Source organism: Undibacterium sp. FT79W, assembly GCF_014284215.1.
GTDB lineage: Bacteria > Pseudomonadota > Gammaproteobacteria > Burkholderiales > Burkholderiaceae_D > Undibacterium > Undibacterium aquatile.
Genome location: NZ_JACOGB010000004.1, coordinates 218880 through 232979, shown reverse-complemented (window position 1 = coordinate 232979; position 14100 = coordinate 218880). Strand labels below are relative to the sequence as shown.

13 protein-coding genes are annotated in these 14100 nt (G+C 51.7%); 5 read left to right on the top strand and 8 right to left on the bottom strand.

The window, feature by feature from the left end; genetic code table 11:
• Positions 1–125: 125 nt before the first annotated feature.
• Both H8K38_RS08650 and H8K38_RS08645 read left to right on the top strand, forming a co-directional pair.
• Positions 126–899, top strand: coding sequence for a DUF1045 domain-containing protein (locus H8K38_RS08650; RefSeq protein ID WP_186884416.1), 774 nt, complete (start codon positions 126–128; stop codon positions 897–899).
• Positions 896–1642 carry an alpha/beta fold hydrolase gene (locus H8K38_RS08645; protein WP_186884415.1) on the top strand — a complete coding sequence of 249 codons (747 nt, stop codon included), beginning with the start codon at positions 896–898 and terminating at the stop codon, positions 1640–1642. Before H8K38_RS08650 ends, H8K38_RS08645 begins: the two co-directional genes overlap by 4 nt.
• A gap of 199 nt (positions 1643–1841) precedes the next feature.
• Here H8K38_RS08645 and H8K38_RS08640 read toward each other — a convergent pair whose 3' ends face one another.
• Complete coding sequence (locus H8K38_RS08640) at positions 1842–4241, bottom strand: TonB-dependent siderophore receptor (RefSeq protein WP_186884414.1); 2400 nt, start codon at positions 4239–4241, stop codon at positions 1842–1844.
• A 536-nt stretch (positions 4242–4777) separates the two neighbouring features.
• Between H8K38_RS08640 and H8K38_RS08635 the strand changes: the two genes are divergently transcribed.
• The gene (locus tag H8K38_RS08635) at positions 4778–4990 is read left to right on the top strand and encodes a cold-shock protein (protein WP_186884413.1); all 213 of its coding nucleotides are present in this window, start codon (positions 4778–4780) and stop codon (positions 4988–4990) included.
• Between the two features lie 655 nt (positions 4991–5645).
• On the opposite strand, the gene H8K38_RS08630 is transcribed toward H8K38_RS08635, so the two are convergent.
• The 5 genes from H8K38_RS08630 to H8K38_RS08610 form a co-directional block, all read right to left on the bottom strand.
• Positions 5646–5975, bottom strand: a complete 330-nt coding sequence (locus tag H8K38_RS08630; RefSeq protein WP_186884412.1) for a cytochrome c — start codon at positions 5973–5975, stop codon at positions 5646–5648.
• A gap of 15 nt (positions 5976–5990) precedes the next feature.
• Positions 5991–6944, bottom strand: coding sequence for an alpha/beta fold hydrolase (locus tag H8K38_RS08625; RefSeq protein WP_186884411.1), 954 nt, complete (start codon positions 6942–6944; stop codon positions 5991–5993).
• A gap of 106 nt (positions 6945–7050) precedes the next feature.
• Positions 7051–7812 (bottom strand): head GIN domain-containing protein, encoded by a 762-nt coding sequence (locus tag H8K38_RS08620; RefSeq protein ID WP_186884410.1) that lies wholly within the window; start codon positions 7810–7812, stop codon positions 7051–7053.
• A 227-nt stretch (positions 7813–8039) separates the two neighbouring features.
• Complete coding sequence (locus H8K38_RS08615; RefSeq protein ID WP_186884409.1) at positions 8040–8258, bottom strand: DUF4124 domain-containing protein; 219 nt, start codon at positions 8256–8258, stop codon at positions 8040–8042.
• Positions 8259–8549: 291 nt separating this feature from the next.
• Complete coding sequence (locus tag H8K38_RS08610; protein ID WP_186884603.1) at positions 8550–9845, bottom strand: acetyl-CoA hydrolase/transferase family protein; 1296 nt, start codon at positions 9843–9845, stop codon at positions 8550–8552.
• A gap of 220 nt (positions 9846–10065) precedes the next feature.
• On the opposite strand from H8K38_RS08610, the gene H8K38_RS08605 reads away from it, so the two are divergent.
• Together H8K38_RS08605 and H8K38_RS08600 are read left to right on the top strand one after the other, a co-directional pair.
• Positions 10066–11439 (top strand): M20/M25/M40 family metallo-hydrolase, encoded by a 1374-nt coding sequence (locus H8K38_RS08605; RefSeq protein WP_186884408.1) that lies wholly within the window; start codon positions 10066–10068, stop codon positions 11437–11439.
• 89 nt (positions 11440–11528) lie between these two features.
• Positions 11529–12140 carry a glutathione S-transferase family protein gene (locus H8K38_RS08600; protein WP_186884407.1) on the top strand — a complete coding sequence of 204 codons (612 nt, stop codon included), beginning with the start codon at positions 11529–11531 and terminating at the stop codon, positions 12138–12140.
• Positions 12141–12234: 94 nt separating this feature from the next.
• Here H8K38_RS08600 and H8K38_RS08595 read toward each other — a convergent pair whose 3' ends face one another.
• Together H8K38_RS08595 and H8K38_RS08590 are read right to left on the bottom strand one after the other, a co-directional pair.
• Positions 12235–12612 (bottom strand): DUF423 domain-containing protein, encoded by a 378-nt coding sequence (locus H8K38_RS08595; protein ID WP_186884406.1) that lies wholly within the window; start codon positions 12610–12612, stop codon positions 12235–12237.
• Positions 12609–14084, bottom strand: coding sequence for a peptide MFS transporter (locus H8K38_RS08590; protein WP_186884405.1), 1476 nt, complete (start codon positions 14082–14084; stop codon positions 12609–12611). Before H8K38_RS08590 ends, H8K38_RS08595 begins: the two co-directional genes overlap by 4 nt.
• Positions 14085–14100: the final 16 nt, after the last annotated feature.

The window sequence follows — 14100 nt, the reverse complement described above, 5'->3', positions numbered from 1 at the left end:
TACGCTTACTTTGTGTCCTGTATTGAGGAACGGTGGCTACATGAGCGCTCACGATGTCGCCACAATGTTGCGTCATGCGGGATAGCGAACAAAATGAACATGAAAAAATGTGAGAAAAACGACTGATGAACGAGTCCAGTAATACCCCCAAACCTCAAGCACGTTATGCGCTGTATTTTGCGCCGGAGCAAAGCAGCCCATGGTGGCAGGCTGGCTGCCATTGGCTGGGACGTGATCCGGCGTTGGCAACCACTCTGCCGCAACCGGCATTAAGCAACGTGACTGCCACAGAATTTCACACCCTGACCAGCGACGCCCGTCGTTACGGTTTTCATGCGACGCTGAAAGCACCGTTCAGGCTCGCTGAAGGCTGCACACACACGCAACTCGACGCGGCCTTGCGCGATTTTTGCCAACAACAGCACAGCCTGATGATTCCGGCACCGCGAGTCGAATGGATGGGGAATTTTCTGGCACTGCGTCCGCATGGCGACGTCAGCGCGATACATCGTCTGGCGATGGATTGCGTCAGCAGCTTCGATCACTTCCGCGCACCGCTGAGTGCCGCCGACATCGCGCGCCGCCAGCGACATCCGCTCAGCGACCGGCAAATGCAGCTGTTGCAGCGCTGGGGTTATCCGTACACAGAAGAAGAGTTCCGTTTTCATATGACGTTGACCGATGCATTGCATCAGTCAGCTCATGCGGATCAGGCAGCGGCGATCTGTCAGGCAGCGCAAAACTTCTTTAAGATCGATGCGCCTTTGCAGCTGAATGGCCTCGCGCTGTTCACAGAAAGCGCACCGGGCGCGCCGTTTCAACTGGTGCAGCGTTATGCATTCGGCGCGGCAAACGACATCACCACAGCCGCATTGAATGAAATAAAATCGCAGTCATGACAGCCTCAGAAATGAATATCGCGCACAGCTCAGAAAGCGCCGCCACAACACCACGCCATATCGTACTGATTCCCGGCTTCATGTGCGACGCGAGCCTGTGGCAGGATGTGCTGGGCGGCTTGCAGCAACTCGGCACGGTGTCGTTTGCGGATCTGAATCAGGGCACCGATATTGACGCAATGGCGGATCGTATCATCGCAGATTTGCCGGAAAAATGTGTGCTTATCGGCTTTTCTCTTGGCGGTTATGTCGCCCGCCGTATTGCTGCGAAAGCGCCGCAACGCGTCAGTCAGCTGGTGTTACTGAACACCTCGGCGCGCGCCACCAGCGCCGAAGAAATCACCCGCAATCAGCAGCAAATCAAGATGCTGAAAGTCTTTCCATATAAAGGACAGACCGTCACTGCACTCAAGCGCGCGCTGCATCCGGCACGTAACGACAATCAGGTGTTGCTGCAACATCTGCAGGCGATGTCGCTGACTCTGGGCGCAGATATTTTTATGCAGCAGTTAAGCATCATCCGGCAAGACGGGCATGCCGATTGCGCGCAGATTTTTTGCCCGGTGCTGGTCGTCGCCAGCCGCGAAGATCAGATGCGCCGTTTGCAGGAAGCCGAAGATATCGTCGCCGCGCTGCCGGATCCGACTTTCCGCATCATCGACGATTGCGGCCACATGTCGCCACTCGAACAGCCGCAGATACTGCTGGAATATCTGCGCGAATTCTTGTCGCAGACAAACTGAACGCAGGCTAAAAATATGCTGAAAACAGGCGCAAAAACGGCATTTTTGGCCAAAAAATACTGGGGGGAGTATATTTTAAAGGCCAGCATTGACGCTGAGAATAATGCCAAATCGCCATATACTCCCCCTAAATGTATAAAAATGCAGAAAAAAAGCCGGAAATTTTTCCGGCTTTTTTTTCTGACTGCTGACCTGAAAATTACCAGGCGTAAGCTGCCTTCGCATAGAAATAACGACCATTGAAACCATACGGCGAGAAGGTGCTGTAAGGCAAAGTGCCGCCGGTATTCAGGTTCCCGGTTGATGTCACCTGATCCGGATATTTGTCACCCAGGTTGTCGATGCCACCAGTCAGCGTCCACTTGCCGATGCGATAGCTGGCAGAAATATCGACCACCACATTCGCACCATAAGTCTGATCCAGCGTCGCATTATTTTGCGGTGAAACGAAGCTGCCGTAACGGGTTGCCTGCGCACGCGCCGTCCATTGATTGACCGCATAATCAGCACTGAGTGTCAGCTTATCTTTCGGTGCAGAATCAGTCGCGCGCAACAGCGATTGCCGATCAATCAGCAACAGATTATTTTGTACCAGCACCGCCGGATTCGCCGCCACATGGCTGACGGTAGTTTTGTTATGGTTGTAGCCAAGGGTCAGCCCAAGTTTATCGCTGCCCGTCAGGCTCAGCTGATACGTGCCGACAATATCCACACCGCGCGTTTGCGAATCCAGCGCATTCGTGAAATAACGTGCAGCGCCGACCAGCACGCCCTGTTTCGCCAACACACTTTGCAAGGCTGCTGGCAACACCAGATTACCGGAATACAAAATGCGGTTATCAATATCGATCTGATACGCATCGACGCTCAGCGATACATTTTTATTCGGCTGCAATACCGCACCCAGACTATAGTTGCGCGATTTTTCAGCTTCCAGCGGCTTCGCGCCTAAGGCTTTTGCCGCAGCAGTGGCAACGCCAAAGGTGCCGGTATCGACCAGTTGCGAGGTGCCGTTAATGGTGATCAGATTGGTGGTCGAGATCGTGTAATTTTGCTGTGCTAACGATGGTGCGCGGAAACCATTGGACGCCGCGCCACGCAACGCAAATTCCGGTGTCACAGCAAAACGGCCCGATAATTTGCCGGAAGTGACGCTGCCGAAATCGCTGTAATTTTCATGCCGCACTGCGACTGAAGCGCTGAGTTGTTTTGTCAGCTCGGCTTCAACGTTCGCATACACCGACGTGCTGTGACGGTTAAAGCTGCCTGCATTCGATGGCTGGAAACCGGAGAAACCCTGCGCACCGCTGCCGAAATACGAGTTCGGCTCACCGGCGCTGATCTCATATTGATCGCGCCGGTATTCGGCACCAACCGCCAATGTCAGCGGGTTCGCCAGACCGGCAAATTCAAATTCTTTGGCCGCATCAAAGTTTGCCAATGTCTGCGAATTTTTCAACTTACCGGCGTAAAAACTGGTCGGGCTGGCAGCACCTAAACTGAGGTTGACGCTGTTATTCACATCGAGACTGAATTCATTCGAACCGTAATTGGCACTCGCATCCCAGCGCCAGCCATCAGCCCGCCCTTTGATCCCGACCACGGTGGAAACATCGGTATTTTTTGCTGCTTCATTCGGTAAAAAGCCTTGTGGATACAGTGGCGAACGCAAAGTCGTGCCGCTGGTGTAAGCCGTGCGCCAGGTTGCGGCCGCATCGGAATCACGCTGGCTGACATTCGCAAACGCATACAGTTCCAGATCATTATTCAGCGGCAAAGACGCATTCAGCCCCAGATTAGTTTGCTGTACTTTCGGGTCGCCTTGTTTCTGCGTGACCTTGCCATACAAAGGCTCGGCAGGATTACGCAAATCAGCACCGGCGCGGTTGGTTTCGCCCTGATATTTTTGTTCTGCGGTAAAACGTACCCAGCCTTTGTCGCCCAATTGAGTACCGAAGTTGGCGCTCAGCGCACCTTGCGTACCGTCACCCTTGCTGTATTGGCCGCCACCTGCTTGTAACTCGCCGCCCGCCGCACCTTTTTTGAGGATGATGTTGATCACACCGGCAATCGCATCAGAACCATATTGCGCCGCTGCGCCATCACGCAGCACTTCGACTTTTTCAATCGCAGAAATAGGAATGGTATTCAGATCAGCCGGCGAAGAACCCCGCCCTGCCGTGCCGTTGACGTTGACAATCGCCGTCGTGTGCCAGCGCTTGCCATTCACCAGCACCAGCGTCTGATCCGGTGACAAGCCGCGCAATTGTGCCGGACGACTCGCAGAAGTGCCGTCAGCGACCGCCGGACGCGGGAAATTCAAGGAAGGCAGCAAGTGGCTTAAGGCAGTACCTAATTCACCGGTGCCGCTGGCCTGCAAATCTTTACTGGTCAGAATATCGATAGGTGCTTCGGAATCAGAAACCGTGCGCTTGATGCTGCGCGTGCCGGTGACGATCACGGTATCGGCCGCAGCGATTTCGGCTTGTTGCGCATACACAGCCGAAGCCGGAGCCACCAGACCGCTGAATAAAGCGCCGATCAGCAGACTGATGGAACGGCGGGGAACGGGAATAGAAAAAGTTTGATACGCACGCATGAATAAACCTCTTTGTAATTGGCAAAACGGACGCCTGATAACGAACGCCTGATAACGCAGTCAGAAAATGACTGCAGCGATGGAGATTCATGCTACGTGCTGAGGGCTGGCTGCCCAACGACCTTTTTTCACTTAGAAAAGATGAAAAAGATATATGGAATATAAAAAACACCACGGAAAAATCATATGAATCACCAACAATGAAAAATATTTTCAATTAATTTTCGTAATAAAAACAAGCACTTAAACACCAGATGCAGAGCCTGTTTTTGTCTATGAAAAGCTGGCATTTTTTTGTGGTGGAAGAATGCTCTTTTTTGTGATCAATGCCAGATCGGATTAAAAATAAAGTTTGGTGTTTGTTGTTTTCCCGTGTATATTCCGTTCCGTACTTGCATCAAGTCCTTATATTGTTGGTCCCAATTCCGCATAGCTGTATCCTCTGGCTGTTCTGTTTTTTCTCCTCCGGTTTTATTTCTTGGTTTCAAGTGCCTCCAAGGCAATTTCGCCTATGTTTCACGTAAAGGAATAAAAACATGAGTACTCAAACAGGTATCGTAAAATGGTTCAACGACGCTAAGGGCTTCGGCTTCATCGCTCCTGATGCAGGTGGTGCAGATTTGTTCGCCCACTTTCAGGACATTCAATCGAGCGGCTTCAAAAGTCTGAGCGAAAATCAGCGCGTTTCTTTTGAACGCACGACAGGCCCTAAAGGCGACAAAGCAGGCAATATCCAGATTCTGGCTTAAAGTCTCCCGGCATATTCCGGCAGGCGATGCTTGCCAGAACAGCGCCAACCGTTTTTGCTGTGATGAAAAATTTGTTCTGCAATACCGGCCAGTGACACCATGCAGATAGCATGGGTTGCTGATGAACAAAGTCTGACCGTTACAGCAAGCCTTCGCATACCAGTACGCTGCTCTCACGCAGTGCACTCTGGCGGCAATCAATTCTCACCGGCTGGTGGCACCATACAGATAGTATGGGTTATCGGAAAATGGCGTAGTTGATCAGTGAGTTTCACTGGAAAGCATCTGCTTTTTGCTATGCAATCGTCCATCTCTTTTTTACTGATGCGTGTGCATCATGAAAAAATGCGTTGGTCGATCTTGCGAAGGTACGCATTCGTTTTGCCCTCTGAGGTTGTCAGTATTGACTGACAACGCAGAAAAAAGTGACTCACCACGACAAGCACCGCGCAGATAGCACGGGCATTGTTACAGTCAGTGGCACCACGCAGATAGCATGGGTTGCTGACGAGTCACTGCAATGAATGGATTGCCCACCGTATGGTGGGCTTTTTGTTGTCTGCCGCTTTTATTTTGGCCGATCAGAACGAGCGCAGATATTGGGTTTGTGCTTCTGCAGGTCTGTGCAGATTGCACTGAATTATTTTTTGCCAGCTTATTTCTTACCAGCGACTTCCGCCAGATAGCGCGCCACCAGTTTGATTTCTGCATCAGTCAATCCGGTAATCACCGGCATTTCACCTATGCCGTTACGCACTGCTTTTTCCACCCGTACCGCATCCGGCTTCAGCTCGTCCAGGTCGGGGCCGCCTTCTGCATACGAATCCGCATGTTTCAGGCTATGGCACATTGCACATTTCGGCTCGGCTTTCTGATTGAAGATTTTCTTTCCTTCGGCTATCACATCTTCGGCGCCCGCAATACCGGTACCAAGCAAACTCAGCGCGACAAGAGCGTAAGAAATACACAGGCGAAAAGCAGACATAACGGGCTCCTCAGATTACTGTAAAAATATGCGAACCGCAGCGACGGTGACGACGGGATTTTCTTCCTGCGGAACATGACCGAGTTCATCAAACATAATCAGCTTACTGTTGGCAATATCACGCTGAAACCACTCTGCGTTTTCCGGCGGTATCAACTGATCTTTGCCGCCCCAGAGTATCAGGGTCGGTACACGGATCGTTTTGATCAGTTCAGCATGATCGCCGATGGCAAGCTGGCTGATGCGCTGACGTAAAGCGGGGCGGTTTCCTTCGCGCAGCATCATCGCTTCATAGCGATCAACTAAGGCTGGCGTAACTTTTTCCGGACGCGCATAAACATTCTTGACGCTGGATTCAACCATAGAGCGCGGCAGGCAGTGATCCATCACCCACGACATCATAGGCATGCGCGCAATCTGAAAACCAACCGGTATCGATTTTGGTGTGAACGCGTAACCTGCTGCATCCACCAGAATCAGTTTATCGACCCGCGCCGGTGCAGCGGCAGCGACTTCCCAGGCAATTTCGCCACCGAGCGAGTTACCACCCAACACGACTTTAGACAGATGCAAGCTATCCATCAGATCCAGAATAAAGCGCACGTACGCTTTCGTGCTGTAGTCACCTTCCTGATTCGGCCCGGTCAGACCAAAACCGGGTAAATCCATGGTGATCACGCGGCGTTCTGCTTTCAGGGCTTTCACCCACGGTTCCCAGGTATGCAGGCTGGATGAGGTGCCATGGATCAGCATCACCGGAACGGGATCATCCGCCAGGCCTTCGTCGCGGACATGCACTTGCAAACCATGAACATCAATGAATTTTGAAGGTGCGGGTGCCCATTTTTGTTTCAGGTCATCGACTGATTTGTCTGGTGCCCAGGCGATCGCCAAACCCAGAAACAAAGCACCTGCTAACAAGATAAAGAGACTCAGGACAGCCAGAGAAACGCGGTGACGGACACTCATTGATGACAGAAAAAAACAATTCATTAAGAGAGCAAGATTATAGGACGCATCGCCTTTTGCCTGTGCAGTTTCTTACCGGAAGAATAGCATTGCCCGACAGCGGTGATTAGTGCGGCGCGCTGCCCAGTCGAATCAGACGACCAGAACCACCGATGGTTTTGGTAACGGCGGGATCACCGTAATATTCGATTTCGCCGGAGCCGCCGACAGTCACATCCAGCTTATTATGAACCCAGGTACGGACATGGCCGGAACCACCGATGCGGATACGCACATCGTTGGCCTCCAGCGTATCCATCAGCAACGAGCCGGAGCCTCCGATTTTCCCGCTGATTTCCGTTGAAGTTCCGGCGGCACTGAAGCTGCCGCTGCCGCTGATATCGATTTCCAGTATCTCGGTACGCAAATCCTGTATCCGCACATCGCCGGAACCACTGACCGCAATATGCAGACCGGGAATGTGTAATTTTTCCGCATTTACCTTACCCCAGCCGCTGATTTTCAGCTCCGCCAGATTTTTCAGAAACACCGTAATCTTCAGCGCTTTACTGTCAGGGTAAACATTTTTCTGCTGCGGCCGTATTTGTAACGCGCCGCTTTCCACCACGACTTCAATCAGGCTCTGTAAATTATCATCGGTCTCGATCTCGACGCCTTCTTTTTCTCCCTGACGCAATTCCAGATACGCGGGAAGATCGAGCGCAATTTCGTTAAATCCACTCACGACTCTGACTTGTTTCTGGATATTGCCGGAACCGGCCACTGTTTTACCTTTGCGGAAAATATCCAGCCAACCGGCACTCGCAGGTAGCGTCGTCGCCAGCAACAAACCAGCAATAACAGTACGACGTAAAGATGAGGTTTTCATAGATGGGCTCCGGCAAGACGATCTGGACAAAGAGCGTCAGTGTAGCCGCAAGTGACAGCAGCGAAAAGCGGATTCTGGATCAGAGATCATTCATCGTCCGCCCGTATGTTGGGACGAGACTGCGTCATTCCCGAGACAACAAATTTGCGGGATGCTGATTTGATTTAATCAGCATCATCAAATTTTTCCATGAATATGCAGTCAGCACACCGCGTAGCAAGCTCAATTTACTTTCTTGCCTCCGGCGGGGCTCCGGCAGCTTCACCATTCTTTTTCTTTTCGGACGAAGCAACGGATTTCACCTGCACTACTTTGCCTTTACCTTTGCATGGGCTATCCGACCAGACGACGCGGCCATCGACCTCACATTTGAACACCGGCGTCTGCGCCGCACTGATCATAGGAAAAGCCATAGACAAAATCAGCACACTCAGTAATTTATTCATTCTCGTTACCTGATTAATTAATCGATTACAGGATGCGCGCATCGCTGTGACTGACGCAGGCTGGCAAGCCAGCCGAACGTCTCTATTGTTAAAATTTAAGCAATTATAAGCTATGCTTTCTGTTCCTTTGCTCAAATCACGATAAATCATGGTAATCGGAACAGATTTTTTATCGCGCATCGCTTAAAAGAAAACCCCGCATAAAATAAGGCTTGCAAGACATTTTCATGCCAGCAGGCGCATCGAATCAGGGGCGTTTAATCAGGCAAAGGCTGGCGACAATCATCGCACTTACAGCAGATGTAAGCGCCTGGCTTCCTGTGTTAATTCTGCGCGGAAATCCGGGTGAGCAATCGCGATCATTTCCTGCGCACGTTGCTTCGCCGATTTACCGCGTAACTGCGCAACACCGAATTCGGTGACAACGTAGTTAATATCGTTTTTGCCGGTCGTGACATGCGTGCCCGGAGTCAGCATCGGCACGATACGGGTGATGCTGTCATCTTTCGCCGTTGCGGGTAAGACGATGAACGCCTTGCCATCGCGGGAACGGTTCGCCGCCCGCACAAAATCGACCTGCCCGCCAGTGCCCGAATACGGTACTGGCCCCAGACTTTCCGATCCGCACTGTCCCAGCAAGTCAATTTGCAAGGTCGCGTTAATCGCGATCAGCTTGTCATTTTTGGCGGCCAGATATGGATCATTGGTAAAGTCCACCGGATGCATTTCCAGTGCCGGATTGCGGTGGATGAACTGATACAACTTTTTTGAACCAAGCGCAAAAGTAGCAATCATTTTTCCCGGCATGAATGTCTTTTTGCGGTTAGTGACGGCACCACTTTCCACCAGTGTCAGTATGCCGTCACCGATCATTTCTGTATGAATGCCAAGATCGTGCTTGTTGGTAAGTTGCATCACCACCGCATCCGGAATGCCACCGTAACCGATCTGCAAGGTCGAACCATCATCAATCATATCGGCAACGTATTTGCCGATAGCCTCCTGCACAGGGCCGATTACTGGCAGACCGACTTCGGTGACGGCTTGATTGCTTTCAACCAGCGCCGCCACCTGAGAAATATGAATGTGGCAGGAACCATTCGCAAACGGTACATTGGGATTCACTTCCAGCACCACCGCACGCGCTTTGGCAATCGCCGCCATGGTGTAATCGGCCGCCAGACTCAGCGAAAAGTAACCATGCTCATCCATAGGAGAAGCCAGCGTGAACACCACATCGGAAGGGATCATGCCACGCTCTATCAGCATCGGCATTTCAGAAAAATAGCTGGGGATGAAATCGATGTCGCCCGCTTGCCCGCCAGCGCGGGAAGCCGCACCAAAAAAGAAAGAAACATGACGGACATGCTCTGCCGTCGAAGGATCAAAATAGTCGAATTTTCTGATTGGTAAAATCTGCGCCACCTTCACATCGTGAAAGCGGCGGCGTTGTGCCGATAAGGCGGACAATAAAGCGGGCGGCTCACCAACGCCTGTTGGTACGACGATGAAATCGCCATCCTTAACTTGGTTGATGGCATCTTCCGGGGAAAGATGTTTTTGACGATACAATTCCTGTACAGACATCATGTTGTAGCACTCTCTTTGGTGTTAATTAGTAGTCGGTCTCCTGCGAAAGTCTATGTTAGCGTTAAAGCATGTTGCAGCGCAGTCATGCAGACGACATTTGCACCAGATTTGTGCTGGCGCAAAAAATATGTCGTCTCTGCTTGCCAGTGTGGTTTCGCGTAATATCTGCTCAACACCATCCACGTATTTTTTCTCTTATTTTTTGGGAATATGCACCATGCCTCAATCACCGTTGACTCATTCCGTGCTGCTCAGTATCACATTGCTGGCCTTCGCACTACCAGCGTCAGCCCAGATCGCCGAACTAAACATCAATGAAACAAAGCCGCAAATAACAAAGATAGTGCAACAGATCTCGGCGCAACGGATTGACAGTTACGTCCGCAAACTGGTCAGCTTTCATACACGTCATACGATGTCAGAAACGCAGTCAGATACTGTCGGCATCGGCGCGGCAAGACGCTGGATCAAAGCAGAACTCGAGCGCTGTGGTGCTGGTCAACTTGATGTGCAATTCGACAGCTATGTCGAAGCAGGCGGCCGCCGTATCAGCAAACCGACCGAAATTGTGAATGTGGTCGCGACCCTGAAGGGGAAAACAGACCCCGGCCGTTATTACGTCGTCAGCGGGCATTATGATTCGCGCGCCACTGATGTAATGGATGCCACGTCGTTTGCGCCTGGCGCGAATGATGATGCGTCAGGCACTGCCGCCGTGATGGAAATGGCCTGTGTGATGGCACAACATCGCTTTGATGCGAGCATCGTTTTCATGGCGGTCGCTGCGGAAGAGCAAGGGCTGTATGGCGCAACACACTGGGCGAAACAAGCCAGAGAAAAAAATCTGAATATCGCTGGCATGTTCACGAATGACATTATCGGCAGCTCGCGCTCGGAACACGGCGAGATCGATAACAAGTCGGTGCGCCTGTTTGCAGAAGGGATACCCGCCGTCAAAGAATTACCGGACGCGACCCGCAATCTGATTGCCACGGGTGGTGAGAGCGATTCAATTTCCCGCCAACTGGCACGCCACGTCAAAGAAACCGGTGAACGCTATGTGCCTGGCTTCACTGTGAATATCATCCATCGACGCGATCGTTATCTGCGTGGTGGCGATCATATCCCTTTCCTCGAACAGGGTTACGCAGCGCTGCGCTTTACTGAACCAAATGAAGATTTCCATCATCAGCATCAGAATGTCCGTGTGGAAAACGGCGTGCAGCTGGGTGACTTACCTGAATTTGTCGATACCGATTACACCGCAAATGTTGCCCGCGTTAACGCGGCTGCACTGGCCAGCCTGGCGCTCGCACCTGCGGCACCGGCACAGGTGCAGATGAAAACCTCACAACTCGAAAATGACACCAGCATGCGCTGGGATGCCAATACCGAAGCCGATCTTGCGGGTTACCGCATTGTCTGGCGAGACACGACCAGCAGCGTCTGGCAAGGCGGCGTGATGGTGGGGAATGTCCTCTCCTATACCGTCAAAGGGAAATCCAAGGACAATTATTTCTTTGGCGTACAAGCAGTCGATAAAGACGGCAACATCAGCGTCGCCAGCTACCCTATGCCAGAAAAAAAATGAACGAAGAAACAGCCATTTCACGCTGATGCCAACGAGGATGCGGAAATATCGGCATAATCAGCATTCTCTTTTTACCCCTGAGGATTACTATGATTGAAGTTCACCACCTGAAAGAATCCCGTTCACGTCGTATCACCTGGATGCTGGAAGAATTAGGCCAGGAATATGCGGTGATCAGCTATGACCGCGATCCGCAAACCCGGCTCGCACCGCCGGAACTCAAGAAAATTCACCCACTGGGAAAAGCACCGGTGCTGCGCGATAAAGAAGAAATTCTGATCGAATCCGGCGCGATTCTGGAATACCTGATCGCTGAATATGGCAACGGCAAATTCGTACCGGAAAAAGGCTCGACTGATTACTACCGCTATCTGCAATTCATGCACTATGCCGAAGGATCGGCCATGCTGCCTTTGCTGCTGAAGTTGTACGTCAGTCGGCTCGGCGAGGCAGGTGCTCCATTGCATCCACGCATCAACAGCGAAATCGCCAATCATCTTGGCTATTTGAATGCGGAATTAGAAGGGCGCGATTTCTTCGTCGGTAATGAACTCACCGGAGCAGATGTCCAGCTATCTTTTGTCGTGCAAATCGGCGTCAGAAGTGCCGGACGCGAGGCGTTTCCGAATCTGACGCGTTTTGTCGATATGATAGAAGCACGCCCTGCCTACCAACGCGCAGTCGAAAAAAATGGCGAGTAAGCTTTGCCGCTTCACCCGCCAGTCTTAGCAAGCACTGTCATCAGATCACAATCTGACACGCTATCCGGCGGCCAGATTGTGACGGCATCGAACATCAATGCTGACGGCGGTAAGCGCACCGCGCCAGCATTGCCCAACTCAGCAAAAATGCGACGCCGCCCACCGGCGTAATCGCACCGAGTATGCGCAAACCAGACAACGCCAGCGCATACAGGCTGCCACTGAAAATAACGATGCCGGACAACATCGTCCACGCTGCATACCGTAGCAAACGCTCATTCCACTGCGCCTGCAACAGGCTTAATCCCAGCAAGCCCAGTGCATGCACCATCTGATATTGCACTGCCGTCTGCCAGATCGCCAGCATGTCGGCACTCAACACGGATTTCAGGCCGTGCGCACCAAATGCCCCGGCACCGACTGCAATAATCATATTGATTGCGGCAATACTGATCCAGTGATGCGGTTTCATGCTGTCGCCTCCTGATCAGCGCCTTTAGTAATCAGTTTGCGCAAGAAAGGAATCAGCAAAATCAAGACAACGCCAACGCCGACAGCGCCCCAGCCCAGCATGGAAAAAATATGCTGATATGTCGGATTCGTCGACGCTGCCATGCCTTCGCTGGCCTCAGGAATCATGCCGGAAAAATAGCTGGCGAGTATTGATGCCGTGCCCGTCGTCAGCATCCATGTGCCCATCATTACACCCTGATACTTCGCTGGTGCAAGGCGCCCTATCATGGCATAACCAACCGGTGAAATCAGCAGCTCAGCTACGCTTTGCAACAGGTAGCTGATGAATATCCAGCGGAATGCCACCAGACCGTTGCTGGCAGCAAAACCTATGCCCAGAGGCAGCACCAGAAAGCCAATACCAATCAGTAATAATGCGGCAGAAAACTGCATCGGCACATCAATCTGCCAGCCTTTATCGCGTAAGTTTTTGAACAGCATCGCCATCAGCGGGCCACCGACCATAATGACGAAGCTATTGATGTTTTGTATCCATTGCGGCGCGATTTCTATGCCCCAGACCATGCGGTCCACATTATTCACCGCAAACAGTTGCAAGCCCATCGGTGCCATCTGATACAAAGTCCAGAACACCAGTGAACCTATGGTCAGCAAAATGTACGCAGACATGTTTTTTTGTTCGCGCTGATCCTTGTGTCTGAATGTCAGATAGGCGATGACCAAGGCGATACAGACACTGATGATCAGCACCAGATTACCGGTCAGCTCGGCTTTATGCAGCATGAAATAAATCACCGGTACCAGGCCAAACAAAATCGCCAGCCCGACCGCCAGACGTTTTTTGAATTCCGTTGGCGTTGCCTGCAACAACGGCGTATTCAGATCGACCAACCGCTTCCAGTTCAACAACGCCAGCACAATCGCTATAAAGTTACCTATCGTCGCAAAGACAAACAGACCGGCATAATCTTCCAGTAACTGAAAGTGTCCGGCAGCACTGAAGCCGACAAAAAAGCCGAGATTCATCCCCGCGTAATTCCACAGAAACGCACTCTCGCGTCTGTCGTCTTCGGGCTTGAAGCGCTGGGTCAGCATCATGTTGATGCAGGTCACATTCAGACCACTGCCGGTCAGGAATAATCCCAGCCCCCAGTACAGTTGCTCGGCACTGCCTAAAGAAATACAGCCGCAGCCCAACACCTGCAATACCATGCCGCCGACGAACAGATTACGGTTGCTGATAAAGCGTCCGCCAAGATAGCCGCCGAATAAATGCAACCCGTAATTAAAGGCGCCAAACACGCCCATGATGGCCGTGGCTTCTTTGACGGAAAAATTCAATTTCTTGGTTGCGTACAGCACCAGTGTCGAATACAACACAGCGAAACCGAGTGTCGCAAATATCTGAATAAAAAACAGGGCTGCCGAGCCCTCAGGTATGGTGGCAAGCTTTTGTTTAATCGTGGACAAAATGTACTCCTTTGAA